Annotated in this window: 34 protein-coding genes and 1 tRNA gene; 25 read left to right on the forward strand and 10 right to left on the reverse strand. The window is 62.9% G+C overall.

Features of this window, described 5'->3' with window-relative positions:
• Window position 1 precedes the first annotated feature (1 nt).
• The 4 genes from AAIH46_RS18045 to AAIH46_RS18060 form a co-directional block, all read right to left on the reverse strand.
• On the reverse strand, window positions 2-217 hold the full coding sequence (locus tag AAIH46_RS18045) for a hypothetical protein (protein WP_430307437.1): 216 nt from the start codon (window positions 215-217) through the stop codon (window positions 2-4).
• Complete coding sequence (locus AAIH46_RS18050; protein WP_430307438.1) at window positions 214-426, reverse strand: hypothetical protein; 213 nt, start codon at window positions 424-426, stop codon at window positions 214-216. The genes AAIH46_RS18045 and AAIH46_RS18050 overlap by 4 nt, the downstream gene beginning before the upstream one ends.
• Window positions 426-938, reverse strand: a complete 513-nt coding sequence (locus AAIH46_RS18055; RefSeq protein ID WP_430307439.1) for a hypothetical protein — start codon at window positions 936-938, stop codon at window positions 426-428. The genes AAIH46_RS18050 and AAIH46_RS18055 overlap by 1 nt, the downstream gene beginning before the upstream one ends.
• Before the next feature lie 415 nt (window positions 939-1,353).
• Window positions 1,354-1,599: a hypothetical protein gene (locus AAIH46_RS18060; protein ID WP_430307440.1), complete on the reverse strand. Its 246-nt coding sequence runs from the start codon at window positions 1,597-1,599 to the stop codon at window positions 1,354-1,356.
• A gap of 84 nt (window positions 1,600-1,683) precedes the next feature.
• Here AAIH46_RS18060 and AAIH46_RS18065 point away from each other — a divergent pair, with 84 nt between their 5' ends.
• From AAIH46_RS18065 to AAIH46_RS18115, 11 genes are all read left to right on the forward strand, one after another.
• Window positions 1,684-2,391, forward strand: coding sequence for a LexA family protein (locus AAIH46_RS18065; RefSeq protein ID WP_430307441.1), 708 nt, complete (start codon window positions 1,684-1,686; stop codon window positions 2,389-2,391).
• Between the two features lie 444 nt (window positions 2,392-2,835).
• Window positions 2,836-3,027, forward strand: coding sequence for a hypothetical protein (locus tag AAIH46_RS18070; protein ID WP_430307442.1), 192 nt, complete (start codon window positions 2,836-2,838; stop codon window positions 3,025-3,027).
• Between the two features lie 65 nt (window positions 3,028-3,092).
• Window positions 3,093-3,248, forward strand: a complete 156-nt coding sequence (locus AAIH46_RS18075; protein ID WP_430307443.1) for a hypothetical protein — start codon at window positions 3,093-3,095, stop codon at window positions 3,246-3,248.
• A gap of 10 nt (window positions 3,249-3,258) precedes the next feature.
• The gene (locus AAIH46_RS18080) at window positions 3,259-4,098 is read left to right on the forward strand and encodes a ParB N-terminal domain-containing protein (RefSeq protein WP_430307444.1); all 840 of its coding nucleotides are present in this window, start codon (window positions 3,259-3,261) and stop codon (window positions 4,096-4,098) included.
• Window positions 4,095-4,286, forward strand: a complete 192-nt coding sequence (locus AAIH46_RS18085) for a hypothetical protein (RefSeq protein WP_430307445.1) — start codon at window positions 4,095-4,097, stop codon at window positions 4,284-4,286. The genes AAIH46_RS18080 and AAIH46_RS18085 overlap by 4 nt, the downstream gene beginning before the upstream one ends.
• Window positions 4,287-4,292: 6 nt before the next feature.
• A complete protein-coding gene (locus AAIH46_RS18090; RefSeq protein ID WP_430307446.1) occupies window positions 4,293-4,529 on the forward strand; it encodes a hypothetical protein in 237 nt (78 codons plus the stop codon).
• Window positions 4,526-4,831 (forward strand): hypothetical protein, encoded by a 306-nt coding sequence (locus AAIH46_RS18095; protein WP_430307447.1) that lies wholly within the window; start codon window positions 4,526-4,528, stop codon window positions 4,829-4,831. The genes AAIH46_RS18090 and AAIH46_RS18095 overlap by 4 nt, the downstream gene beginning before the upstream one ends.
• Window positions 4,832-4,834: 3 nt before the next feature.
• Complete coding sequence (locus tag AAIH46_RS18100) at window positions 4,835-5,131, forward strand: hypothetical protein (protein ID WP_430307448.1); 297 nt, start codon at window positions 4,835-4,837, stop codon at window positions 5,129-5,131.
• Window positions 5,128-5,385, forward strand: a complete 258-nt coding sequence (locus AAIH46_RS18105; protein ID WP_430307449.1) for a hypothetical protein — start codon at window positions 5,128-5,130, stop codon at window positions 5,383-5,385. The genes AAIH46_RS18100 and AAIH46_RS18105 overlap by 4 nt, the downstream gene beginning before the upstream one ends.
• Window positions 5,386-5,461: 76 nt before the next feature.
• A complete protein-coding gene (locus AAIH46_RS18110) occupies window positions 5,462-7,015 on the forward strand; it encodes a hypothetical protein (RefSeq protein ID WP_430307450.1) in 1,554 nt (517 codons plus the stop codon).
• The gene (locus AAIH46_RS18115; RefSeq protein WP_430307451.1) at window positions 7,008-7,865 is read left to right on the forward strand and encodes a hypothetical protein; all 858 of its coding nucleotides are present in this window, start codon (window positions 7,008-7,010) and stop codon (window positions 7,863-7,865) included. The genes AAIH46_RS18110 and AAIH46_RS18115 overlap by 8 nt, the downstream gene beginning before the upstream one ends.
• Before the next feature lie 3 nt (window positions 7,866-7,868).
• On the opposite strand, the gene AAIH46_RS18120 is transcribed toward AAIH46_RS18115, so the two are convergent.
• Window positions 7,869-8,300, reverse strand: a complete 432-nt coding sequence (locus AAIH46_RS18120; protein ID WP_430307452.1) for a hypothetical protein — start codon at window positions 8,298-8,300, stop codon at window positions 7,869-7,871.
• A gap of 171 nt (window positions 8,301-8,471) precedes the next feature.
• Between AAIH46_RS18120 and AAIH46_RS18125 the strand changes: the two genes are divergently transcribed.
• A complete protein-coding gene (locus tag AAIH46_RS18125; RefSeq protein WP_430307453.1) occupies window positions 8,472-8,720 on the forward strand; it encodes a hypothetical protein in 249 nt (82 codons plus the stop codon).
• On the forward strand, window positions 8,720-9,796 hold the full coding sequence (locus tag AAIH46_RS18130; protein ID WP_430307454.1) for a tyrosine-type recombinase/integrase: 1,077 nt from the start codon (window positions 8,720-8,722) through the stop codon (window positions 9,794-9,796). Before AAIH46_RS18125 ends, AAIH46_RS18130 begins: the two co-directional genes overlap by 1 nt.
• A gap of 96 nt (window positions 9,797-9,892) precedes the next feature.
• Here the strand turns inward: AAIH46_RS18130 and AAIH46_RS18135 are convergent.
• Window positions 9,893-9,977, reverse strand: a tRNA-Leu gene (locus AAIH46_RS18135).
• 200 nt (window positions 9,978-10,177) lie between these two features.
• On the opposite strand from AAIH46_RS18135, the gene AAIH46_RS18140 reads away from it, so the two are divergent.
• The gene (locus AAIH46_RS18140; protein WP_430307455.1) at window positions 10,178-10,693 is read left to right on the forward strand and encodes a disulfide bond formation protein B; all 516 of its coding nucleotides are present in this window, start codon (window positions 10,178-10,180) and stop codon (window positions 10,691-10,693) included.
• A gap of 3 nt (window positions 10,694-10,696) precedes the next feature.
• Here the strand turns inward: AAIH46_RS18140 and AAIH46_RS18145 are convergent, their stop codons facing one another.
• Window positions 10,697-11,254: an HNH endonuclease gene (locus tag AAIH46_RS18145; RefSeq protein ID WP_430307456.1), complete on the reverse strand. Its 558-nt coding sequence runs from the start codon at window positions 11,252-11,254 to the stop codon at window positions 10,697-10,699.
• 100 nt (window positions 11,255-11,354) lie between these two features.
• Window positions 11,355-11,996, reverse strand: a complete 642-nt coding sequence (locus AAIH46_RS18150) for a DNA-3-methyladenine glycosylase family protein (protein WP_430307457.1) — start codon at window positions 11,994-11,996, stop codon at window positions 11,355-11,357.
• A gap of 33 nt (window positions 11,997-12,029) precedes the next feature.
• Here AAIH46_RS18150 and gluQRS point away from each other — a divergent pair, with 33 nt between their 5' ends.
• Window positions 12,030-12,911 carry a tRNA glutamyl-Q(34) synthetase GluQRS gene (gene gluQRS / locus AAIH46_RS18155; protein WP_430307458.1) on the forward strand — a complete coding sequence of 294 codons (882 nt, stop codon included), beginning with the start codon at window positions 12,030-12,032 and terminating at the stop codon, window positions 12,909-12,911.
• On the opposite strand, the gene AAIH46_RS18160 is transcribed toward gluQRS, so the two are convergent.
• The gene (locus AAIH46_RS18160; RefSeq protein WP_430307459.1) at window positions 12,876-13,934 is read right to left on the reverse strand and encodes a YihY/virulence factor BrkB family protein; all 1,059 of its coding nucleotides are present in this window, start codon (window positions 13,932-13,934) and stop codon (window positions 12,876-12,878) included. The two genes, gluQRS and AAIH46_RS18160, sit on opposite strands and share 36 nt — an antisense overlap.
• Here AAIH46_RS18160 and AAIH46_RS18165 point away from each other — a divergent pair.
• From AAIH46_RS18165 to AAIH46_RS18190, 6 genes are all read left to right on the forward strand, one after another.
• On the forward strand, window positions 13,912-14,745 hold the full coding sequence (locus AAIH46_RS18165; RefSeq protein WP_430307460.1) for an SDR family oxidoreductase: 834 nt from the start codon (window positions 13,912-13,914) through the stop codon (window positions 14,743-14,745). The genes AAIH46_RS18160 and AAIH46_RS18165 overlap by 23 nt on opposite strands.
• A gap of 23 nt (window positions 14,746-14,768) precedes the next feature.
• Window positions 14,769-14,966: a twin transmembrane helix small protein gene (locus AAIH46_RS18170; RefSeq protein ID WP_430307461.1), complete on the forward strand. Its 198-nt coding sequence runs from the start codon at window positions 14,769-14,771 to the stop codon at window positions 14,964-14,966.
• A gap of 2 nt (window positions 14,967-14,968) precedes the next feature.
• Complete coding sequence (locus AAIH46_RS18175; RefSeq protein WP_430307462.1) at window positions 14,969-15,547, forward strand: cob(I)yrinic acid a,c-diamide adenosyltransferase; 579 nt, start codon at window positions 14,969-14,971, stop codon at window positions 15,545-15,547.
• Window positions 15,548-15,767: 220 nt separating this feature from the next.
• Complete coding sequence (locus AAIH46_RS18180; RefSeq protein ID WP_430307463.1) at window positions 15,768-16,517, forward strand: electron transfer flavoprotein subunit beta/FixA family protein; 750 nt, start codon at window positions 15,768-15,770, stop codon at window positions 16,515-16,517.
• A 23-nt stretch (window positions 16,518-16,540) separates the two neighbouring features.
• Window positions 16,541-17,470 (forward strand): electron transfer flavoprotein subunit alpha/FixB family protein, encoded by a 930-nt coding sequence (locus tag AAIH46_RS18185; RefSeq protein ID WP_430307464.1) that lies wholly within the window; start codon window positions 16,541-16,543, stop codon window positions 17,468-17,470.
• Between the two features lie 246 nt (window positions 17,471-17,716).
• Window positions 17,717-18,589 carry a 3-hydroxybutyryl-CoA dehydrogenase gene (locus tag AAIH46_RS18190; RefSeq protein WP_430307465.1) on the forward strand — a complete coding sequence of 291 codons (873 nt, stop codon included), beginning with the start codon at window positions 17,717-17,719 and terminating at the stop codon, window positions 18,587-18,589.
• Between the two features lie 43 nt (window positions 18,590-18,632).
• Here the strand turns inward: AAIH46_RS18190 and tlpA are convergent, their stop codons facing one another.
• A complete protein-coding gene (gene tlpA, locus AAIH46_RS18195) occupies window positions 18,633-19,295 on the reverse strand; it encodes a thiol:disulfide interchange protein TlpA (RefSeq protein ID WP_430307466.1) in 663 nt (220 codons plus the stop codon).
• Window positions 19,296-19,318: 23 nt separating this feature from the next.
• Between tlpA and argH the strand changes: the two genes are divergently transcribed.
• The 4 genes from argH (at window position 19,319) to AAIH46_RS18215 (ending at window position 25,125) form a co-directional block, all read left to right on the forward strand.
• Window positions 19,319-20,722, forward strand: coding sequence for an argininosuccinate lyase (gene argH, locus AAIH46_RS18200; RefSeq protein ID WP_430307467.1), 1,404 nt, complete (start codon window positions 19,319-19,321; stop codon window positions 20,720-20,722).
• Between the two features lie 79 nt (window positions 20,723-20,801).
• Complete coding sequence (gene lptM / locus AAIH46_RS18205) at window positions 20,802-20,993, forward strand: LPS translocon maturation chaperone LptM (RefSeq protein ID WP_430307468.1); 192 nt, start codon at window positions 20,802-20,804, stop codon at window positions 20,991-20,993.
• 13 nt (window positions 20,994-21,006) lie between these two features.
• Window positions 21,007-22,275, forward strand: coding sequence for a diaminopimelate decarboxylase (gene lysA / locus AAIH46_RS18210; protein WP_430307469.1), 1,269 nt, complete (start codon window positions 21,007-21,009; stop codon window positions 22,273-22,275).
• Between the two features lie 162 nt (window positions 22,276-22,437).
• Window positions 22,438-25,125: a TIGR02302 family protein gene (locus AAIH46_RS18215; RefSeq protein WP_430307470.1), complete on the forward strand. Its 2,688-nt coding sequence runs from the start codon at window positions 22,438-22,440 to the stop codon at window positions 25,123-25,125.
• Window positions 25,126-25,133 lie beyond the last annotated feature (8 nt).

Here is a 25,133-nt window from a genome sequence, read left to right on the forward strand (position 1 = left end):
GCTATTCGCCTCCTGCTGACTGCTGGTTCCAGTGGCGCGCCACCTGCTGGCTGCGAACCGGGCACGGGAAGATGACTGCGAAAGCGCCGGCGTTCAGGCTGATGTGCAGGCCGCACTCAAAGTGCGCGTGCCCCAGCTCCTCCAGCGCCGGCATGCGCGGCGCTTTGCAGGCGGGGCAGTTCGTCCGGCTTTCGAGAAAGGTCTTGCGGCGGCTCATGAGGTCCACCGTTCGAAGCGTGCGACAGTGCCGCGGCCTCCCGTCAACGCCTTGAGGCTGCGCCAGTCGTCGGCACTCTCGACCATCTGTATAACCGGGCGATCTTCCGGCCGGTGGTCGTCGACGTAGTATTCCTCGAACGCAGACATGCCGCCCTGTCGAGCGGCAAGCTGGTCGATGTGAGGTGCGGTGGTGACGCGGATCCCCATCAGTCCTCGCCCCCGGCAACGACGCGGAACGCCGGTGCATCCGCCTTGCCGCTGGCCAGAACCTGCGCATAAAGCCGACCAAGGTCGGCGGCCTTCTCCATCATGGCGGAGAGATCCGCGATCGCCTTACGTGCTTCCACTGGGCTGACCTTCAAATCCGAAAAGGCAATAGCCGCATTGCGCTGGTATTCGTTTGCGCGCGTTGCGAGCTCCAGGCTCTCGCGCATCAGGCACGCTCCATCGGAGGCCGTTGCCTGTGGGTCCGTCAACTTGCACCCGTGCAGGCCGGCCATAACCCGCGTCACCACAGGCTCGCCGCACTCAGCTTCCAGCCGCATTTGCGCCGGAACCGGTAGCAGTTCGGTGTCGCTGTCGGAGTGGCAGCGGCCGATCTGGCTTTTCGACAGCGAGGTGATATCCGCCGAGGCTTCGATCCCGCCGTTCTTCTTGATCAGCTGGCGCGTCGCCGCCTTCAACTGGTGGAACCAGGCATTGGTAAGCGTCTCTTGCATGACCATTCTCCGGACAAACGAAAGCTTTCCCGCGCCGGGAAATCGGCGGAGGTTTTCCCATGGTGGGAAAGGCGTGGAACTGCGAGGAATTGGGCCTCAGGAAATCAAGGAGGCCCGCATGCACGCGGCAGCACGAGCAACGAAGAAGGACAAAGCGCCCGCCAGCGGAGAGGAAGCCACCGGCGGGCGCGCCTCACGGCCGCCGAAAGGCAGTCCGCTGGCCGTGATAGGGAAAAAGCACTCCGGCGGCACGGGAGGAGGAGGATACCGCCGGAGCTTGCGCGGGAGACCGGGAGGAAGCGCCGCACGCGCATGGAAAGGGAAAGGCCAGCCGGCGCCAGGTCATGAGGCACCGGCTGGCAGGTGGCGCGGTCAGCCAGGCAAGACCGCGCGGGGAACTGGTACCGAAGGCGCGTCATTCGGCGGCCTCGCAGACTGCAGCAGGACGACGCGCCACACAGTTGGCTGCATACAAGTCCGCCGGACCGACCGCGGAAAGAGCCATGATGCTTGGCCAATACCGATCAGGAATGCCCGTCTTCTGCCACTTGTAAATAGCATCGCGGGTGAGCGACTGACCTTGGCGCACGAGTTCGGCCTGAATTGCCGCAGGGCCACCGGCCGACTTGATGATGTCGGAGACTGTCAGAGCGTTTTCCATGTCGCATGCGTAATAGATTTTAAATCTACATGCAAGCGCTGCGAAATCTACTCCCGAAATAAATTCCAAAAGTAGAATGCGGCGATGACGACTTGGTGGAAAAGACTGGACGAACGGATTGCTGAACTCGGCTGGAACGACAAGGAATTGGCGCGCCAGAGTGGCATCCCATACGCGAACATCAACAAATATCTGAACGGGAAGATTGAGCAGCCGCGCGGCGACGTCCTCGACAGACTGGCTAGGTCTGTGAAGAAACATCCTCTCTGGTTGCGCGAAGGCATCGACCCTCAGGACCTTGAAGCAGTGCCTTCTACGTCTGGCTTCACCCCAGTGACGGTAGTTGGAACGGTTGAAGCAGGCACTTTTCGGGAGGTCGACGACTTCGACCAGTCGGAACCCGAAGTCATGTCACTTCCTCCGGATGACCGCTTTCCGCACGCTCGCTTGATGGCGTTCAACGTGTCAGGCGATTCCATGAACGACCTCAGGCCGCGCCCTATACTCCCTGGCGATCGAGTAGTGTGCGTGGCCTATGAGGACGTCGCTCGTGAGGCGATACTTAGGGACGGAATGGTCGTCGTAGTGGAGCGGTCTCGCGACGGAGGCCTCACTCGGGAATGGTCTGTTAAGCAGATCGAAATCTACGAAGACAGAACGGAGTTTCATCCGCGATCCCACAATCCGCGCCACAAGCCTATCGTTATTGAACGCGACATGGAGGCTGATAATGGCATCTCCGTGCAGATCCTTGGCTTGGTGCGAAGGGTGGTAAACGACCTTCCCTATTGAAGCACGGGAGCCGACCGACGGTTGACCGCGAACAACTGGGCGGAGACACCCCCGCACCTATCGCAAGAGTAGCTCAGTCTCGATAGATACTTGCTGCGAACAAACTCCTCCGGCGTCCTCGGTGACGTCGGCGTTTGATCCACCTCCACACATAGCACGATACCCCGCAGGCAGTCGCGACAACGGGCATGCAATTCAAAAATTCGCTGACGTTCCGCTTGCTCGACCTGCATTATGTTCTCCTTTAGTTCTCATTAATCCAGAGAAGAACGAGTGAGTCGAGTCGGTTTCGGGTTGTAGATTTTTTATCTACCAAGGGATTGACCAAAAGCTATTGTAGATTTAATTTCCATCTTGCCGGCGTCACCCCTCGCCGGAAATGCCGGACCCGATCACGCCGTTCAACGGCGTCGGGTCCGGCTCCCTCAACGGATGGAGAGCTACATGCAGACCGAAACCTACAATCCCGTACGCGCCCGTTGCATCCCCGCCGCAATGGCCGAGTTCGCTCGCGAACGCGGTTGCGGCATGACCCGCGCCGATCTGCTCGGCGCTGGCTATACGGCCGAAGAGATCGACAAGCACTCCGCAGACGCCGGCCGCCTCCTGTCCCAGGCGGACCGCATCGCCGCGTGACCCTTCCGCTTGCCTGTCCGGCGCCCGCCAGCGCCGGACCAGCAAACGGAAGAGAGGTTGCCACCATGGCCCACATCCAGACGCATCACCGCACCGCCCTCGACCCGCGCATCTGCGAGATCATCATCTGTCGCGTGGCCCTCATGAACCGCGCGCTGGCTTACGGTCTCTCCGCTGCTAGCGTCTTCGGTCTCGGCTTCTACGCCGCGTTCCAGATCTGAGGTCCGCACGATGCGCGAGATCCTGATCGTCAAGAACAAGGCTCCGGCCGTGGTCGACCCCGGCCCAGCACCCATGCTGCAGTGGCTGCGGATCGACCGCCTGGTCATCGACGACAGCTACCAGCGCAGCCTGAAGGGCGAGAACTGGAAGGCAATCAATCGCATCGCGTCTCGCTTCAAGTGGTCTCGGTTCTCGCCAGTATTCTGCGCGCCGATCGAAGGCGGGCGTTTCGCAATTATCGACGGCCAGCACCGTGTTCATGCCGCCGCTCTGTGCGGCTTTGAAGAAGTGCCATGTCAGATCGTCCAGATGTCGACGACAGAGCAGGCAGAAAGCTTCGCGGCCGTCAACGGCGCCGTCACAAAGGTGACGTCGGTGCAGCTGTTCAAGGCGGCGCTGAAGGCAGGCGATCCGTGGGCTGTCGAGGCGGACAAGGTCGCGCTGGATGCGGGCTGCCGCCTGATGACCTCGAACGCCTCCGATCGTGTGAAGCAACCGGGACAGATCTTTAGCCCGCACGCCTTCCGCAAGGTGATCGACCAGCACGGAGCCGAGCGCATCACAGCAGCCCTGAAGCTGATCAAGTCCGCCGAAGGCTACAGCGATAACCGCGACCTGTGGGATGCAGGCCCTCTGACCGCACTGCTTACGGCTCTTGCCGGAGACCCAGGCTTTCTGGACCGCACCGACGCACGCCAGATCCTGGAAGACTTCGACATCTGGGCAGCGATCGAAGACGCCGAAAAGGAATACGGCCGCCGCCGACGCCTCGATCTCCCACGCATCAACAAGCACGACCTTTTGGCGAAGGCAGTAGCCGAAGGCATTGCGAAAGGCGGTGACGAATGACTAGCAGCGAAGCCCTCACGATCCTCGCCATGGTCTCCGGTTGGTTCGCCTTCGCATGCGCCTGCGCCGGCTGGTTTTTCTGCGAGGTTCGGCACGATCGATCCGAGCCGGTCATGACGCTGAAGCTCAAGCTTGCCGCCGCGTACCGCGAGATCCGCGACCTGAAGCGCGGCCGGGACGGCGACTGATGCCGAATGGAGCAGATCCCGCCCGTAAAGATCGCGCTGAGCAACCAGGCCCGCGCTCGGCTCAATCGCATCGCGTCCGACATGGGGCGCACGCCGGACGACCTGGCGAGCGCCATCGTCGACCAGTGGACGGCGGTGATCGCTCGCAACCTGATCAACCGGCACCACCGCCCTGCGGGGCCAGACAGACCGGACTTTACTCACATGGGGATCATCGCCCCGCCAGAAGAGGACGTGCCATGAGCGAGACTGCCCAGATCTTCCACTTTCCGGCGCGCGTGGCGATTGGCGCGGTCCGGCGCCAGCATCAGCAGCGCGGCGGCCATTTTGCCCGCGAGATCGGCGCGGCCATGGGCTACACGGTCACCGCCGGCGCGCAGCTGATCAGCGCCGCTCAAAGTGACGGCGGTTGCGATGCCTTCCTTGCCGCTGCTCAGCAGGACGCCGAGGCACTTCTCTTCCACCTGATCACGCTGCGCGGCTGCAAGAACGAGGATCGCCCGATGCGGCAACTGCTCCTCGATCGCGAAAACGGGAGGGCGTGAGCGATGGCCCGCCACATCACCGTCAGCTACGTGCAGGACCGCATTCTGGCCGGCGCACGCCTCAATGAGATCGGCGCCGAGTTCGGCATGAAGCCGGACGCGATGACCGCCTTCTGCGCCAAGCACAATCTCAGCGCCTTCTCCGACGGCAGCAGCCTGCCGCCGCGCGATCTCTCGCGGCCCGATCGCGTGTCGATCTATCGCTCGAAGATGGATCCGGTCTCCGGCGCGCGCCGCATCACCCGCATCAGCCTGCCGCGGATCTCGATGTACGTCAGCCAGCTGGAGGCGCAGCGGTGACGCACATCTTGCCCGAGACGCTCAGCAATGCCGACCAGCAGACCTGCGTTCAGCTGACCCATGCCATCAACCAGATGGTGGCCGGCTTCAGCACGCATGTCGCGGTCATCGCCTTGGCTGCAGCGGCGGGCATGCTGATCTCGAACAATACCTCCGACGACCACCAGGCGACCGAACTGACGAACGAGCTCGTCATGATCCTCCTCGACCAGGTGACAGTCCGGGATGACGAACAAGCCGAGGCTGCGCAATGAGCCCCGAGCCGGGCGACAGCTGCCGGTGGGTGGCTTTGTGTAACGATTTCAGATCATGGCCTAAGGAGCGATGAGCATGGCAGACCAGAGCAGCACGAACGATCTGAGCGCCGACGAGAAGATCCAGCTCGCCGACGAGGCATGGCGCGATGAGGCGCTTGCCAAGCGCAGGCCGATCGCGGCGTTCTTTGCCGGCTACCGCGCGGCTGCAGCGGCGGCAACACTGCCGCTGACAGGCGACGACACATCCATCGCAACCTGCGAAGCCTGCGGCAAGCATGTCCAGGAAGGTGAGCCCTATCTCTGGGGTCCTGACACTAGCCTTTGCGGCAAATGCGCGCCCACCTACCAAGCCCTGCTGGACGAGCCGGAAGGCTTCGTAAATTACGATGGTGACCCACTAACCATCGAGCAGTGCCGCGCTTGGTACGACCAGCACATTGCCACCGGTGGCAAGCCGACCGACAGCATGGCGACGGTTGATCGCTTGTCTTCCGCACCAGCGCCCGAGATGCATACGGACGGAACGTCCGAGATCTTCGAAGCGATGTGGAAGAACCACCGCGACGAACTCCTGGCACGTGTCGCTCAGCTTGAGGGGGAACTTGCGAGCCGGACGCCCTCACCCGAGAAGATGCAGTTTGAGCCGATCGTCTATGCGCTTCACTACGGAGGCCGGTGCAGAGACTGCGCTGACGCCAATGGAGTATGCCCGACTAGCGGCATGCCCTGCGACACCAAGGAAGCCGCGAAGGCTGCGCAGCACTGCCTGAAGGCCTGGCAGTACGGCATCCAGCACGGGTTCATCGATAACCCGTTCGCACCCGCACCCCAGCCGAAGACGTTAGCCGCTTCGGCGCGACCGGATTGCTCGGCTCTCGCTGACGATCGCCCGGAGGCGCTGTCGCTCAGTCCTGACCTCGCTCACCATAGCGCGTGTGCGCATGGTTTGCTCCCTCAGCTCAGCTCGCAGTCGCCGGGCGTCCTCAATAGCATCGGCAAGTTGATCGCGAAGGCGTGCCAGTTCGGCGTCCATGAGCACCATCTAGTTTCGGTGGATGACGAACAGACCGAAAGCAGGAAAGTTGCACCGCAGCAAGCACGGACGCCTGACCCCGCACCGCAGACGAGTACGCACGTAGCTGGCGAACGGAAGTTTTGCGACTTTCCGAAGTGCGATTGCAGCATGGGAGCGGCAGAACGTTGCGGCCACCCACCTGTCCCATCGCCCCAAACGAATGTGGGTGGGTCATTTCAGGAGCGCGTCCAGCCTTGGATGATGGCTTGCTTCGGCGCGGAGATCTCCGCAGACCGGCTGGAGCGCAACGACAGGTTCATTGAGGAAGCCTTGGAGCTTGTTCAAGCCAGCGACTACCCGAAGGAAAGGGCGCTGGCGCTGGTGGACTACGTCTACGGCAGGGATCAGGGCGAGATCAATCAGGAGGTCGGCGGCGTCATGGTGACGCTAGCAGCTCACTGCCTCGCCCATGGCGTCGATATGCACGAGGCGGCGGAAACCGAACTTGCCCGCATCTGGACGAAGGTCGAGAAGATCCGCGCCAAGCAGGCGGCAAAGCCCACCGGCTCCGCGTTGCCGATCGCCAGCTCGGAGGGCTCGGACAATGGTTGATGGTCGTTCGATTGAAGGTGACGAAGTCCACGCCAAGCTTGTTGAGGCGATCGAGAAGCCGGAACGCGCCCATCTTTGGGTTCCGGCCGACGCCATCGAGTTTACGCCCCGCGTCCTGCCACTTATCTACGGAGACGGTCGCGCACTCTTTACGTTGGCGACGATCAACCAGAGGCCTGCATATTGGGTGATCCGTGGGTGCAGCACATGGGGCTGCTGCATGGACCGCAACAGCGCTGATGGCCCGAACTTCGGCGACTTCACCGATAACATTCTTACGGACCTAGAAGAGGCTTTCGGAAACGGACGGTGCGGCTACAGCGGGGAGAGCTTGTTCTACCCGAAGGAAGAGCGCCACTGCGACTGCGAAGAATGCCAGGATGACTATGTCGCGGCATGGCCCGAAGTGGACGGCTACGGCGGCTGCTCGTGGTCAAGATGCGACTGGCCGGAAGGCTTCAACGTCGAGATCCACCCCTTGAGCGGTGCGCGTGACCTTCTGGCGCTCCCCCCATCATCCCAACTGACAGATACTGCGCTAGGTGGGATCCTTTCTCCCCGCCAATGCCCGATTACTCTCGGCCACAAGACTGCGAAGACGTTCGCGTTCCTGGCGGATTTCCTCCATCATTGCTCTCGTCCTAGCCGTCTGGTCCTTCAGCTCAGCCCGCAGTTCGCGAGCTTCTCGAATAGATTTCGCCAAGCGATCGCGCAGATCTTCCAGTTTGTCGTCCATAGGCACCGTCTCGGATTGGTGAACGAACACGGAGCAGGCGCGATAGTTGCGGTGCGGCAGGGTGAGAAAGAGATCCCCGCGCCCTCAACGACGGAGGCGGTAGTTGATCAATGATGCTCAAGAGGTTTTTCGAGGCGACTTCCCTTTCTTCGCAAGCATCACCTCCATGTCGTCAATCCAGCGGCGAACTGATTCTTCGGACAACCGATGCGTCATCGTTGTCATCCCTGCAGATTTCGCTGACAGGACAAATTTTTCCTGAAGTCCAAGTGGCGATATCGCGGACTCCGAACGGGCTGGCTGCACATGCGAGTGCACCAACAGATGACCTGCTTTTGGGTCGAATTCTGACTTTGAACGCTCTCGGAGAGCATCAGCCATGATGTGTACTATCTCGCTATCGATGCCGGGCGGAATTTGCAGTGAAAAGCGATCGCCATCCTCGCCTACCAGTAAGAGGTACATTGCATCTTCAACGACGTGCAACTGCGCGAGATCCTTTACTTTCAGTTTAGTAGTTTTTTCCGAGGCCACCGAAATCGTCTCCATGTGGTTGCGACCTATGGGGATGAAAGGTGCTGGATCGTGGTCAAAGGCGATCCAGCACCTCCACTGTGAACTGTCACAACTAGAGCAATACTGCGACCAAGGCCAAAGCTTTCGCTGCGCTCTTGTTGCCAGGGGCCGCGCTTCATCACCCGAGCCGAAAGAGGCGCAGCCATGAGAGCACAGAGGGCGGAGGTTCTCCCTGTATCGCTTCCCCCGCGCGGACTGGCTCGTGAGCAGGCGGCTGCGTATATCGGCGTCTCCGCCAGTCTGTTTGACGAAATGGTGGGCGATGGCAGAATGCCGAAGCCAAAGAAGGCGAACGCCCGCACGATCTGGGACCGCATGGCACTCGACCGGGCCTTCACGCGTCTTCCCGGTGGAGATCCTGACGACGCAGATGATTGGTCGGTAGAGGTGTAATGCCGAAGAAGTTCGCGAAGAAATACGTGATTGAAGACCGCACGGATGGCGTCCTGCGGTTCTACTTTCGCAGGCGCGGCCAGAAGAAGGTCAGGCTGCCGGGCGTTCCAGGAAGCGACGAGTTTAACGAAGCCTACTATGGCGCGCTGAATGGCGTTGCCGAGGAGCGTAAGGGACCAAAGCTGTCCGAGAAGAACTCTTTGCGATGGCTGTGTGAGCAGTACTTTCAGGCGGCCGAGTTCAAGCGCCTCGACAAGCGAACGCAGCACGTTCGCAGACTCATTATCGAGCACATGTGGGCCGAGCCCCTGAAACCTGACAGCAAGAGGCTGTTTGAAGACATGCCTATCAATGCCATTACCGGAAAAGCCGTGAGGGTGCTGAGAGATCGTAAGGTCGAAACACCTGAAGCTGCCAACAGCCGCGTGAAAGCTTTGAGGTCGATCTTCTCGTGGGCGTGCAAGAGCGACGTAGAGTTGATGATCTCGAACCCAGCGCGGGATGTGGCATTCTTCCCCTCCGAAGGCGACGGCTATCATTCTTGGACGGACGCGGAAATCAGCACGTTCGAGCAGACGCACCCGATCGGCACCAAAGCGCGGCTTGCACTCGCGCTGCTCCTTTATACAGGTCAGCGCCGCAGCGACATCGTTCTCTTCGGGCGCCAGCACGTCACCGACGAGAGCCTGCGCTTCACCCAGTTCAAAGGCCGGAAGAAAAAGCCAGTGACGTTGGAAATCCCGGTTCACCCAACCCTCAGGAAGGTGATCGACGCGTCTCCATGCGGCGACATGACCTTCCTGGTGACGGAGTTCGGTAAGGGCTTCACCTCGAATGGATTTGGCAACTGGTTTCGGCGGCAGTGCAATGCCGCCGGGCTTCCTCACTGCAGCGCTCACGGGCTGCGGAAGGCAGCATCCTCACGCTTAGCCGAGCGAGGCGCCACCGAGAAACAGATCATGTCCATCACAGGACATTCGACCTCAAAAGAGGTGACCAGGTACACCAAGGCCGCCAATCAGAAGCGGCTCGCTCAGAGTGCTATGGGCCTGCTCGGAGAGGAAGCAGCGGACTGAAAAGAGAACATTTGTGTCCAGCAATTTCGCCTAGTGTAAGCTTTCTGGACGTTTGGACCGAAATTATCTAGCAAAAACAATGCTAAAAAATCGTGTTGGTGCCCCGTGCCGGAATCGAACCAGCACTCCTCTCGGAACCTGATTTTGAGTCAGGCGCGTCTACCAATTCCGCCAACGGGGCATCGAAAGTGGTGACAGCGCGTCTAGCACAGCGGCACGGGGGCGCGCAAGCCACGCCTGCGCAGCGCCAACAGCCTGTCGCGGTTCACGGAAATTTGGCGGGGGCCCAAGCTCCGGCAGACTGCGCGCGCATTTACAGGCGGGTGGCCGGTGTCTACAGCAGAAACCACCAGACTTCCGATAGTCGCCGAGGAGAAGGCCATGTCCGTCGCCGTTGAAACCCGCCGTTCCCTGATGCTCTATGCGGCCGCGACTGGCGTGGCGATGGCGGCGACCATCGGCTCGGCGCTCGGCTTCCAGCATCTCGGCGGCTACATCCCCTGCGCGCTCTGCCTGCTGCAGCGCGAGCCCTACTACTGGGGCATCCCCGTGGCGATTGTCGCCCTGCTGACGGCCGCCTTCCGGCTGCCGCCGGCGCTGACCCGCGGACTGCTGGGGCTGGTCGGTATCATGATGCTGATCGCAGCCGGCATGGGCGTCTACCACGCAGGCGTCGAATGGGGGTTCTGGGACGGCCCGACGACGTGCTCGACCACCGCCAACGGCATGACCACCAATGCCGGCAGTCTTCTCTCCGACCTCAACACCGTGCACGGCCCGTCCTGCACGGTGGCGGCGCTGCGCATTCTCGGCCTGTCGCTGGCCGGCTGGAACGTCATCGCCGCGCTGCTGATTGCCGCTGTCGCCTTCCGCGGCGCTCTCGTCAGACGCCGCTGATCGTCAGGGCTGCAGTTCGGTATCCCAGTAGAGATAATCCATCCAGCTTTCGTGCAGGTAGTTCGGCGGAAACAGCCGGCCATTGTTGTGCAGATCCTGCACCGTCGGCTGGTATGGCTTCTGGTGCGGCAGCATGCCCGCCTGCTTCGGCAGCTTGCTGCCCTTTCGCAGGTTGCAGGGCGAACAGGCGGCCACGACGTTCTGCCAGGTCGTTTCGCCGCCATGCGCCCGCGGGATCACATGGTCGAACGTCAAATCGTCATGGGCACCGCAATATTGGCACTCGAACCTGTCGCGCAGGAAGACGTTGAACCGGGTGAAGGCGGGATTGCGCGTCGGCTGGACATAGGTCTTGAGGCTGACGACGCTCGGCAGGCGCATGGAAAAGGTGGGCGAGGAAACCGAGTGATCGTATTCGGCGATGATGTTCACACGGTCGAGGAAGACCGCCTTGATCGCGTCCTGCCAGGACCACAGCGACAAGGGGTAATAACTCAGCGGCCGGTAGTCAGCGTTCAACACGAGCGCCGGCAGGGCCTGCGGGGAGACTGCAATCGTCAACGGACGCTCCTCACCGATTCGGCTTATGTGACTTCTATATTAGGTCCGTTGTTACAGGATTGTGAAGCCAAATTAATAGCACAACCGGACGGCGCAGCGATCATCCGATCGGAAGCGCGTCGGCCGGGCCGCGACGGGCATAGAAGGCCCAGAACAGGCAGGCGGCAACCGACCGCCAGGGGCTCCATCGGCGGGCGATTTCCGAAACCTCCATCGCCGACGGACGTGTGCCGAGCAGCAGCCCCTCGCCGACAGCCACCCGCAGCGCCACGTCGCCGGCTGGAAAGATATCCGATCGGCCGAGGCAGAACATAAGATAAACCTCGGCCGTCCACGGTCCGATGCCTTTCAGCGCCACCAGCCGCGCCATCGCCTCGTCGTCCGCAAGCGCCACCAGCGCGTCGAGATCGAGGCTGCCGTCGAGGATCGCCCGGGCGAGACGATCGAGCGTCGCGGCTTTCGCCCGCGACAGGCCGAAGCCTGCGACTATCTGCGGCTCATGAGCGAGGTAGCGGTGCGCCGTGACCGGTCCGAAGGCGCTGATCCGTCTCCAGATGGCGGCGGCACTTGCTTTCGATACCATCTGCGAGACGACGATATTGGCAAGCCCGGCAAAGCCGGGCTCGGCCAGCCGCAACGGGACAGGACCAGTCCGCTCGATGATCGGCAGCAACAGCGGGTCGATCCGGCCGAGTTTCCGAAGCCCCTCCTCCAGGTCCGCTCGCTCGCGTATCAGAACCATCGTCACGCCCCTCGATTCATGGCAGAACAAAGCATGCTCCCCTCCGCGCGTCAAAAGCCCGTATTCCGTTTCGCTCCCAGTCCCAACGGTTTCTTGCATCTGGGCCACGCGCTCTCGGCGCTGATCAACCAGGCGATGGCAAGCGATTATGGCGGACGGCTGCTGCTGCGCATCGAGGATATCGACGCGTCACGCTGCCGCCCGGAATTCGAGGAGGCTATCTATCGCGACCTTTCGTGGCTGAGCATTTCCTGGCAAGAGCCGGTGCGGCGGCAGTCCGCGCATCTGGAGGAGTACCAGGCGGCGCTCGATCGGCTGCGAGGCATGGGCCTCGTCTACCCGGCCTTCCTGACGCGCGGCGAAGTCAAAGCCATGGTCTCGGCCGCCGAGGCGCGGGGCGTCCCCTGGCCGCGGGATCCGGACGGCGCGCCCCTCTATCCGCCCGACGACCGGAAGCGGAGCGCCGACGAACAACGGCAGCTCCTTGCAAGCGGCATCCGCCACGCCTGGCGCCTCGACATGGAAAAGGCGCTGGCGACGCTGTCGGAGCCGCTCACCTGGCAGGAAGACGGCGACGGCGAAACGGGCCGGCTGGTCGCCGATCCGGCGCAGTGGGGAGATGTCGTCCTGTCCCGATCGGACGCGCCCTCCAGCTATCATCTGTCCGTCGTGATCGACGATGCCGTCCAGGAGGTGACCCATGTGGTGCGCGGATTGGATCTCTTCCACGCCACATCGGTGCACCGCCTGCTGCAGCAGCTGCTCGGTCTGCCGGTGCCGCTCTACCATCATCACCGGCTGGTTCTCGGACCGGATGGACGCAAGCTGTCGAAGAGCGACGGATCGACGGGGCTATCGGTCCTGCGCGAGCAAGGCCTGTCAGCTGCGGATATCCGTCGCAGGCTGGGTTTCTGAGACAACCTCCTTGGGCAAAGCCTTTCCCGGCGTTCCGTGCCGATGGCGGAACCGCCCGAGCCGGCGCGAATGGGCAACTGCCGACAGCACGCGGTACTTCATCAGCGCCGCGTTGACCTCTGCGCCGAGCATGAAGATGACGCCCACCATGTACAGGAAGACCAGTACGATCATGACGGAGGCCAGCCCGGCATAGGTCGCTGCGTAGTTGGCAAAGCTGGACAGGTACGAGGCGAAGGCGAGGCCGAAACCGGTCCAGCAGACAAGGGTCAGAACGATCCCCGGCAGGATGTCGATGACGCGCCGGTTGCCGGCCGGCAGCCCCTTGTGGCAGACGATCAGCCCGAGGAACAGGATGATCGCCGTTCCGAGCAGGCCGAAATTGGCAATGTTGTCGAGCTGGTCGTAAAGCCAGGGAAGGTGCGAGCCGGTAAATCTCACCGCGATCGGCACGGCGACCAGCACGATGCTGATGGCGGCAAAGATCACCACCGCGACGATGACATAGCCGAGGCTTGCAAGCCGCGTCGCATACCAGGCGCGATCCTCCGTCACCCTGTAGGCGCGGTTGAGCGAGATGCGCAGCGCTTCCACGCCATTGGAGGCGAAATAGGCGGCCGCCAGCACGGAGATGGTCAGCAGGCCGCCGCGCGGAATTTCCAGCACGCGCCGGATTTCGGCGGCCAGCGGCTCTGCGATGTCTGTCGGCCAGGTATCGAACAACAGGTGGACGGCGGTATCGGCAAAGCTCTGGGCGCCGAGAAAGCCGGCGAGTGAAGTGCCGAAGATGAGGAACGGAAACAGCGCCAGCAGGCCAGACAGGGAGACGTGACTCGCCATCGCCCAGCCGTCGTCATCGTTGAAATGCGTGTAGGCGTCGTAGAATACCTTGAACGCCAGCCGAAAGGCCCGCCATTTCGGTTTGGTCTCGGCCACGTTCAACTCCGTTGTCACTACAGCTGAAATATGGGAAATGCTGGCTGATTGTACAGGAGGGGGAATGCCTGAGAATCGGATCATCATCGTAACGGGCTGTTCTTCCGGCATCGGCGCCCATTCGGCGCGCGCCTTGAAAGCTGCCGGCTGGCGGGTCTTCGCCACTGTTCGCAAGTCTGAGGATGTCAGCGCCCTCGAAGAGGACGGCATCGAAACGCTGCTGATGGACTACACCCGCCGCGAGACCATCGACTCGCTGGTCGAAGAGGTCACGCAGCGCACGGGCGGACGCATCGATGCGCTGTTCAACAACGGCGCCTATGGCCAACCCGGAGCCGTCGAGGACCTTTCCTCCGACGTCCTTCGCCTGCAGTTCGAGACCAACGTCTTCGGCTGGCACGAACTTACCCGGCAGGTGATCCCGATCATGCGTCGGCAGGGGCAGGGCCGGATTGTCCAGTGCTCCTCCATCCTCGGCCTCATTCCCTATCGCTACCGCGGCGCCTACAACGCCTCGAAACACGCGATCGAGGCGCTCAGCATCACTCTGCGCATGGAGCTTGAGGGCAGCGGCATCTTCGTCAGCCTCATCGAACCTGGACCGATCGCCAGCCGCTTTACGGCAAACGCGCTCGCGGCCGCCAAGGCCCATATCGATCTGGAGAATTCGGTGCATGCCGAGGAATACCGGCGGCAGCTTGCACGGCTTGATGGATCCGGACCGGTCAACCGGCACAAGCTGGGGCCGGAAGCCGTTCATCAGGTTCTTCTGCACGCCTTGAACGCCCGGCGACCCCGACCACATTACCTGGTGACAAGGCTGGCCAAGCAGGGCGTCCTGCTCAAACGCCTCCTCCCCGCCGATCTGTTCTACCGCCTCATCCGTAAGTTCGACTGAACACCCTCACCAAAGGCATCCCAATGTCCAGCTTCACCACCATTCTGACGCTCATCGTCATGGGTCTCGTGGTTATCGTGCTGATCCGCGGCCTCTTCAACATGCTGAAGGGCACGGACGGCAACAAGTCGAACAAGCTCATGCAACTCCGCCTGTTTTTGCAGGCGATCGCCATCGGACTCATCATGCTGACGCTGTGGCTAACCGGCGGAGGCCGCTGACGGTGGTCAAGCTCAACAAGATCTATACCCGCACCGGCGACGACGGCACCACCGGCCTGGTCAGCGGGCCGCGTCGCGCCAAGCACGACCTGCGTGTCGAAGCCTACGGAACGATCGACGAAACCAATTCGGTGATCGGCGTCGCCCGGCTTCACACCGGGCTGATGGGCGAACTCGACGGCATGCTGTTCCGCATCCAGAACGACCTGTTCGATTTGGGGGCGGATCTTGCGACGCCTGATGATGGCCGCCCGCTCGAGTGGGAAGCCTTGCGCATTGTCCAGTCGCAGGTCGATCGCCTTGAGCGAGAAATCGACACGCTGAACGTCAAGCTCGACCCCCTGACATCGTTCATCCTGCCCGGCGGCTCGCCCGCCGCAGCCACGCTTCACATGGCCCGCTCCGTATCGAGACGCGCCGAGCGGCTGATGGTGGAGCTTTCGCGAACGCCGGGCGAAGTGGTGGGCGCAGCGGCACTTCAATACGTCAATCGGCTGTCGGATTTCCTGTTCGTCGCGGCCCGTTACGCCAATGGCGGCGGCAAGGCGGATATTCTCTGGGTGCCGGGCAAGAACCGCTAGCAGCCGTGGTTGAAGCGTCTCGTCGCCGACGGGGCCGCAGGGGCGCTGCCAGGCATCCAGGCGTTTACCCACGGAATGGGGGCATGACGAAAACGCACCGGCTGGCTCGCTGAAATCACTTTGTCTTCGGCTTAAAAATGCGTATCCATGTCGCCCATTGACGGTCGGCGGCCGGGCTGAGGCCGCATTTTCCCAATTGGTTGAGCTGAGGAAGGAAGTCATGAAGATCCTGGTGCCTGTTAAGCGGGTGGTCGACTACAACGTGAAGATCCGCGTCAAGGCGGATGGCAGCGGCGTGGAGCTGGCCAACGTGAAGATGTCGATGAACCCGTTCGACGAAATTTCGGTGGAAGAGGCTCTGCGGCTGAAGGAAGCCGGCAAGGCGGAGGAGATCGTCATCGTGTCGATCGGCCCGGCCAAGGCCGAGGAAACGATCCGCACCGCACTCGCTATGGGCGCCGATCGTGGCATCCTCATCGAAACCGACGAAGCCGTGGAGCCGCTGGCCGTCGCCAAGCTGCTGAAGGGCGTCGTCGAGGCGGAGGCTCCCGGTCTCGTGATCCTTGGCAAGCAGGCGATCGACGACGACAGCAATCAGACCGGACAGATGCTCGCGGCCCTGCTCGGCTGGGGCCAGGCCACCTTCGCCTCGAAGATCGAGCTCGGCGATGGTTCGGCCAAGGTGACCCGCGAAGTCGACGGCGGCCTGCAGACGATCGACGTCAAGCTTCCTGCCATCGTCACCACCGATCTTCGCCTCAACGAGCCGCGCTACGCTTCGCTGCCGAACATCATGAAGGCAAAGAAGAAGCCGCTCGACAAGAAGAGCCCGGCCGATTTCGGCGTCGACACGGCGCCACGCCTCAAGGTTCTGAAGACCGAGGAGCCGGGTGGCCGCAAGGCCGGCGTCAAGGTGGCCTCGGTCGCCGAACTCGTCGAGAAGCTCAAAGTCGAAGCCGGCGTGCTTTGATCAGACGATAGGGAGAAACAAACATGGCAATTCTTCTTCTCGCCGAGCATGACGGCGCAGGCGTATCGGACCAGACCGCCAAGGCCGTCACCGCAGCCAAGAGCATCGGCGGCGATATCCATGTGCTGGTTGCCGGCTCCGGTGCGCAGGGCGCGGCCGAGGCCGCCGCCAAGCTTTCCGGCGTATCCAAGGTGCTGCTCGCCGAAAGCCCGGCGCTGGCAAACCAGCTGGCCGAGCCGCTCGGCGACCTGATCGTGTCAATGGCCGGCGCCTACGACGTCATCCTCGCGCCAGCGACCGCCTCGGCCAAGAACGTCATGCCGCGGGTTGCCGCACTGCTCGACGTAATGCAGATCTCGGAAATCACCGAGGTCGTGTCGCCCGATACTTTCAAGCGGCCGATCTACGCCGGCAACGCCATTCAGACGGTTCAGTCGGGCGATGCCAAGAAGGTCATCACCGTGCGGACCGCCGCCTTTGCCGGCGTCGATGCCGGTGGTTCGGCCAGCATCGAACCGGTCTCGGCAGCTGCCGATCCGGGCCTGTCGAGCTTCGTCGGTGATGCGCTGTCGTCTTCGGATCGTCCGGAACTGACGTCTGCAAAGATCATCGTGTCCGGTGGACGCGCGCTCGGCTCGGCGGAAAAGTTCAACGAGGTGATCCTGCCGCTCGCCGACAAGCTGGGGGCAGCGGTCGGTGCATCGCGTGCCGCCGTCGATGCCGGCTACGCACCGAACGACTGGCAGGTCGGCCAGACCGGCAAGGTCGTCGCCCCGGATCTCTACATTGCCTGCGGCATTTCCGGTGCCATTCAGCACCTCGCCGGCATGAAGGACTCGAAGGTCATCGTCGCCATCAACAAGGACGAGGAAGCTCCGATCTTCCAGGTGGCCGACTACGGTCTGGTCGGTGACCTGTTCCAGATCCTGCCGGAACTTGAAAAGGCTCTCTGACGCCTTCCCGTTCACCATTCTTCGATCGGCCGCACTGCATGCAGCGCGGCCGATTGCATTTCGAGGGCTCATGCCGTCCTGCCTTTCGTTGCCGTCGTAAGGTGCGCGACATTAAAGACTGGCAAAATGGTGGCGTGGGCCTTATCAATTCAGGAGAAGCGAAAGGCTTGCCGCCCGCGGCTCTCCGACCGGTCGGCGGAGCGGATATCGCCGCGGCTGGTCCCTTTCGATAGGAAATGAGGCGCTATGATCACGAACGTCGGAATTGTCGGTGCAGGCCAGATGGGCTGCGGTATAGCGCATGTCTCGGCGCTCGCAGGCTACAACGTCATGGTCTACGACCTCTCCAGCCAGCGCATCGAAGCCGGACTTGCGACGATCAACGGCAATCTGGCGCGGCAGGTCAGCAACGGCAAGCTGACGGACGAGGAACGCAAGGCGACGCTCGCCCGCATCAGCGGTACCGTCGATCACAACGATCTGGCTCCCATGGACCTGGTGATCGAGGCGGCGACCGAAGACGAAAGCGTCAAGCGCAAGATCTTCGGGCAGATCTGCCCCGTCCTGAAGCCGGAGGCACTGCTCGCAACGAACACCTCGTCGCTGTCGATCACCCGCCTTGCGGCATCGACCGACCGCCCGGAACAGTTCATGGGCATACATTTCATGAATCCGGTGCCGGTGATGAAGCTGGTCGAACTGGTGCGCGGCATCGCCACCGGCGAGGCGACCTTCTCGGCCGCCCGGCAGTTCGCCGCATCGCTCGACAAGACGGTCACGGTGGCCGAGGATTTTCCCGCCTTCATCGTCAACCGCATCCTTCTGCCGATGATCAACGAGGCGATCTACACGCTCTATGAAGGCGTCGGTTCGGTGGAAGCCATCGATACGGCGATGAAGCTCGGCGCCAACCATCCGATGGGACCGCTGCAGCTTGCCGACTTCATCGGCCTCGACACATGCCTGTCGATCATGCAGGTGCTGCACGACGGGCTGGCCGACAGCAAGTACCGTCCCTGCCCGCTCTTGGTGAAGTATGTGGAAGCCGGCTGGCTGGGCCGCAAGTCCGGCCGCGGCTTCTACGACTATCGCGGCGAAGTTCCGGTTCCGACGCGCTGATCAAGCGCCCGGGCCGCAGGGCCTGGGAGATGTCGTGACGGCATCAGAGCGACGAGACGCGGTCCACGAGGCTCTTTGCCTCCTCGCCATCCCATTTCGCCGGGCCGTTCATCGAGCCGATCAGGCACCCATTGCCATTGACGACAAGGGTGACCGGCAGGCCGAACGCCAGGCCTTCCTTCTTCAGCGCGTTGAAGACGCCCATCGAGCTGTCGCGGTAGTAGGACAGCGCATGCACGCCGGTTTCTTCCAGGAAGGTCTTCGGCTTCTCGTCGCTGCCGGTATCGATGTTGACGGCGACCACCTGGAACCTGTCGCTGCCCTTGGCCGTCTGCAATCCGTTCAGCGCCGGCATTTCCTCGCGGCAGGGCACGCACCACGTCGCCCAGAGGTTCACCAGCACCGTCTTGCCGGCGAAATCGGCAAGCGTCAGTTCCTGGCCTTCCGGACCTTTGAAGCGGAGCGGCTGCAGCGGCCGCGGCGGCTGCGTCGCGGTCAGTGCCGCAAGCTCGCCCTTGGCCAGTTCGTCGATGCTGCGCGCCTGGTCGACCGCTCCTTCGCAACGCTGATCGGCCACCACCGCCTCACCATTGCCAGACAGGGTGGGGTTCACGTATACCGCCACGGCGCCGGCCAGAATACCAGCGACGGCGGCAATCAAGATCAGGCGGACGGACGGCAGACCCAGCGGTCTCTTGTTCGGCATCGGGAACTCCAGGACGGGTAATCATGGCTGACGGCACGAAGGATGCAGGTTCCTCCAACCAGATGTGGGGCGGGCGCTTCGACTCGGGTCCGGATGCCATCATGGAGGAGATAAACGCCTCCATCGGCTTCGACAAGAAGCTCTATGCCCAGGATATCCGCGGTTCCATCGCCCACGCCACCATGCTGGCGCAACAAGGCATCATTTCCGCCGAAGATAAAGACAAGATCGTCGACGGACTGAACACGATCCTGTCAGAGATCAAAAGCGGCCAGTTCGAGTTCTCCCGCAAGCTCGAAGACATTCACATGAACATCGAGGCACGGCTGGCAGCGCTGATCGGCCCGGCCGCCGGCCGCCTGCACACGGCGCGCTCACGCAACGACCAGGTGGCGCTCGACTTCCGCCTCTGGGTCAAGGAGGAGATGGCCAAGACCGAAGCGATGCTGACGGACCTCATCACAGCCCTTCTCGACAAGGCGGACGAGCATGCCGACACGGTGATGCCTGGCTTCACCCATCTGCAGACCGCCCAGCCGGTGACCTTCGGTCATCACTGCATGGCCTATGTCGAAATGTTCGGCCGCGACCGCGCCCGAGTTCGCCACGCGATCGACCATCTGGACGAAAGCCCAATCGGCGCCGCAGCGCTTGCCGGCACCGGATTTGCCATCGACCGCCACATGACGGCCTCGGCACTCGGCTTCCGCGAACCGACGCGCAACTCGATCGATACGGTTTCGGACCGCGATTTCGCCCTGGAATTCCTGTCGGTTGCGGCCATCTGCGCCGTCCACCTGTCGCGCTTTGCCGAAGAGATCGTCATCTGGTCGACGCCGCAGTTCAGCTTCATCCGGCTGTCGGACGCATTTTCGACCGGCTCGTCGATCATGCCGCAGAAGAAGAACCCGGATGCCGCCGAACTGGTGCGCGCCAAGACCGGCCGCATCAACGGATCGCTGGTCGCCCTGCTGACGATCATGAAAGGCCTGCCGCTCGCCTATTCGAAGGACATGCAGGAAGACAAGGAACAGGTCTTCGACGCTGCCGAAAACCTTGAGCTGGCAATTGCTGCCATGGCCGGCATGGTGCGCGACATGACGGTGCGGACCGACCGCATGCGTGCCGCAGCCGGCTCCGGTTTCTCCACCGCCACCGACCTTGCCGATTGGCTCGTGCGCGAGGCGGGCCTGCCGTTCCGCGACGCCCACCATGTCACGGGCCGCGCCGTAGCGCTTGCCGAACAGCAGGGCTGCGATCTCGGCGAACTGTCTCTCGAAGACCTGCAGTCCATCCATGCATCGATCACCGACAAGGTCTTCGATGTGCTGTCGGTGGATGCCTCGGTCGCCAGCCGCACCAGTTTTGGCGGCACCGCGCCTTCGCAGGTGCGTCAGCAGATCGCCTGGTGGCGCGGTCGCAACTGATCATCACGAGAATTGACTGCACAAGCGGCCCGAACTTCGCTATGAACGGGCTCGCTCCTCTGCTGACGAAGGAATGGGAATGTCGACCTTGCGAAACCTCGCCCGCATCACGATCGTGCTTTGCATTGCCGGCGTCGCCGTCACCGGCTGCGGCCGCAAGGGAAACCTCGACAAGCCCAGCACGCCGATCGAGAAGCAGAACATCCGCAAGAGCGGCCAGCAACAGGAACCGACGGTAGACCGGCCGTTCGTTCTCGATCCGCTTCTCTAAGGCCGAGCCTGTCGTGAACCATTTCCAGTATATCGACGGCGTGCTGCACGCCGAGAACGTCGCCATTCCCGAAATCGCCAAGGCGGTCGGCACGCCCTTCTACTGCTATTCGACCGCAACGCTCGAACGGCACTACCGGGTGTTCGCCGAGGCATTTGCCGACATCGACGCGATGGTCTGCTACGCCATGAAGGCCAATTCCAACCAGGCCGTGCTGAAGACGCTCGGCCGGCTGGGAGCGGGCGTCGATGTGGTATCCGGCGGCGAACTGCGCCGAGCGCTGGCTGCCGGCATCCCCGCCAACCGCATCATGTTTTCCGGCGTCGGCAAGACTGCCTCCGAGATGGACCTTGCCCTCGAGGCCGGCATCTACTGCTTCAACGTCGAGTCCGAGCCCGAACTGGAAGTGCTGAACAGCCGCGCCCTGAAGATGGGCCGGAAGGCTCATGTCTCCTTCCGCATCAATCCGGATGTCGACGCCAAGACGCATGCCAAGATCTCGACGGGCAAGAAGGAAAACAAGTTCGGCATCTCCTATGAGAGCGCCCGGCCCGTCTATGCCCACGCGGCAACGCTGCCCGGCATCACCGTCAGCGGCATCGACATGCATATCGGCAGCCAGATTACCGATCTGCAGCCGTTCGAAGACGCGTTCCGCCTGCTGCGCGAACTGGTCGAAAACCTGCGCGCCGATGGCCACGAGATACGGCATGTCGATGTCGGCGGTGGTCTCGGCATTCCCTACAAGGACGACAACGAGCCGCCACCCGCTCCCGAGGCCTATGCCGCCGTCGTCAAGGCGCAGCTGAAGAGCCTCGGCTGCCGGATCGTCACGGAACCGGGCCGGCTGATCGTCGGCAATGCCGGCATTCTGGTGACAGAAGTTGTCTACGTGAAGGACGCCGGCGAGAAGACCTTCGTCATCGTCGACGGCGCGATGAACGATCTCATCCGTCCGACGCTCTACGACGCCTATCACGGCATCCGCGAGGTTGTCCTGCCGGCCCATGACGCAAGTCGTATCAAGGCTGACGTTGTCGGTCCTGTCTGCGAAACCGGTGACTACCTGGCGCTCGACCGCGACATCGCGAAACCCGAACCCGGCGACCTGTTCGCCATCGCTTCGGCAGGCGCCTATGGCGCGGTCCAGGCCGGCACATACAACTCGCGCCTCCTGGTGCCCGAGGTGCTGGTGAACGGCGATCGCTTCCATGTCATCCGCCCGCGTGGAACCTACGAGGACCTCATCGCCCTCGATTCGCTGCCCGATTGGCTGGCCTGACGACCTCCTGACCGTTCACAATTAAGCGAAACCGCGAGAAAAGCCGGCCGTCTGGTGCCGGCGCCCTCGTCTTCGCCACAAACGCTGATATCTTAGAAGGAACGGTTTCGCGCGTTGCGTGGCCGACGCCGGTTGACGCCGCCACCACAGGAGACGGACCGCATGAGCCTCACCCGCAAAGGCGCCTTCGGGAGCCATCCAGTCCTGGCGCGGCGCGTTGCGACCAAACGATCGCTCGCGCGGTTCGTGCTGTTCTGCGAGCGGCTGGCCCCGTTGACGCTGGCGCCGCTGAGCATCCTTGCCCTTTTCCTGGCCACCGCGTGGTTCGGCCTCTTCCGACAGATGCCGGATCTGCTGCGCTGGATCGCGCTCGGTCTCTTCGTCTTCGCCTTCCTGACCTCGATCCTACCGCTCGGCCGCCTGCGCTGGCCGGCCGGCCCGGAGGCCGATCGGCTGCTGGAGGAGCGCAACAACCTGCCCCACCAGCCGGTCGCGGTGCAGGAGGAAGAGCCTGCCTTCGATACGCCGTTTGCCCGGGCGCTCTGGAAAGAGCACCAGATCCGCATGGCCGAGCGCATTGCAGCGCTCGATGCGGGTCTGCCGAGGCCGGACATCGCGCGCCATGACCGCTTCGCGCTGCGTGCCCTGCCGGCGCTGTTGCTGGCTGCCGCCTTCGGCTATTCCTTCTCGAACGGCGGCGGAAGCACGATCGACGTGCTCCAGCCCTCCGCACCGGCGGCGCGGATCAACCCCGATCTTCGGATCGACGCCTGGCTGACGCCACCGCCCTACACGGGGCGGGCGCCGGTCTTCCTCACCGGACGGGAGGCGCAGCCGGACGACCAGGTGAAGATCCCGCAATATTCCGAACTGACGATCCGCGTCACCGGCGGCGAAGGCGGCGAGAAGGTCGATTTCTCGCCGTCCGCCGGCGGTCCCGCCTCAACGCTTGCGGCAGAAGAGGTCACCGCAGCCCAGGCGGCTCAGCCGGCCCCGCAGGTCGCGGCGGAACCGACAACTGGTGAGCAACCACTGCCGCCGCGCACCTACAAGATGAAGGTGACGGAAAGCGGCGACCTGAGCGTCGAGGGACAGCAGTGGCTGTTCGACGTGATTGCCGATCGCGCGCCGGAAATCGCCTTCGACAAGCAGCCGCGCCGCAGCGTCAACGGTGCGCTTGAGATCGGCTTCACCGGCCGTGACGATTACGGCATTCAGAAAGCCTTCGCGCTCATCGAACCGGCCGAGCCGCAGACGGAGGATGCCAGGCCGCTTTATCCGCTGCCCGAGTACAAGCTGGATCTGCCGCGGCAGAATTCCCGCGAGGTCAAGGGACTGACGAGCCGGAACCTCAGCGAACATCCGCTGTCGGGGAAGCGCGTGCGCATCACCCTTGTAGCAACCGATGGTGCCGGACAGGAAGGTCGCAGTCCGGCGGTCGAGATGATCATGCCGGCGCGCAGGTTCGCCGAGCCCTTGGCTGCGGCAGTCGCCGAAGAGCGGCAGGTTTTCGCGCTCGACACGCGGGAGATGCCGAAAGCCATCGCGCTCAACGAGGCCCTGGCGCTGCGCCCGGACGAGACGATCCCCAATCTCAGCCACTTCCTGCTGATCCGCTCGGCGCTGGAGCGCATGAAGCTGGCCCGTGACGAAGAGCAGCTGAAAGACACGGCCGACTACCTCTGGCAGATCGCACTCGGCATGGAAGACGGCGATCTTTCCGCCGCCGAACGCCGGCTGCGAGACGCCCAGCAGGCGCTTTCGGAGGCGCTCGAAAAGGGCGCAACCGACGAGGAAGTCGCCCAGTTGATGAAGGAACTGCGCGAAGCGATGCAGAACTTCATGTCCGAACTTGCGCAGCGGATGCAGAACATGCCGCAGGCACAGCAGGACATGCAGTCGCAGAACGTGCTGCGGCAGCGCGATCTGCAGAACATGATGGACCAGATCGAAAACCTGGCGCGCTCCGGCAATCGCGACGCCGCCCAGCAGATGCTCTCCGAACTGCAGCGGATGATGAACAACCTGCAGGCCGGGCGCATGCAGCGCCCGCAACAGGGCCAGCAGCAGCCGAGCCAGATGCGTCAGCAGATCGACAAGCTCGGCGAGATCATGCAGGAGCAGCAGCGCCTGATGGATCAGACCTTCCAGCTCAACCAGGCGCTGCGCGACCGGATGCAGCGCGGCGATCCCGACCAGCCCAACGAGCAGAGCCAGCAGGAGCCAGGCCAACCACAACAGGGCCAACAGCAACCGGGTCAGCAAGGCGAGCAGCAGCAGGGTCAGCAGGGGCAACAGGGGCAGTCGCCGACAGAGCAGATGACGGCCGAGCAGCTTCGCGAAGCGCTGAAGCAGTTGCGGGCCCAGCAGGAAGGTCTCGGCAAGAAGCTTCAGGAGCTGCAGAAGGGCCTGAAAGAACTGGGCATGAACCCCGGCGAAGGCTTCGGCGAGGCCGAGCGAGAAATGGGCAATGCCGGCAAGGCACTCGGCCAGGGCCAGGGCGACAACGCCGTCGAGGGTCAGGGCAACGCGCTCAACGCGCTTCGCCAAGGGGCCCAGGGCATGATGCAGCAGATGATGCAGGCGATGCAGCAGGGACAGGGCCAGGGCCAGGAAGGCGAAGGTCCCGGTCAGGGCATGGCCAATCAGGGCGGGCAGAACGGACGTGATCCGCTTGGCCGTCCGCGGGCAACCTCAGGACCGGAATTCGGCGACCAGGTGAAGGTGCCGGACGAGATCGACGTTCAGCGCGCGCGCGAGATCCTGGACGCCATCCGCGAGAAGCTCGGCAACACACTGTCGGGCGAGGACGAGCGTCACTATCTGGAACGCCTGCTCGACCTGCGGTGATCGATTTC

The organism is Rhizobium sp. 0TCS1.26, from assembly GCF_050455525.1.
Taxonomy (GTDB): domain Bacteria; phylum Pseudomonadota; class Alphaproteobacteria; order Rhizobiales; family Rhizobiaceae; genus Neorhizobium.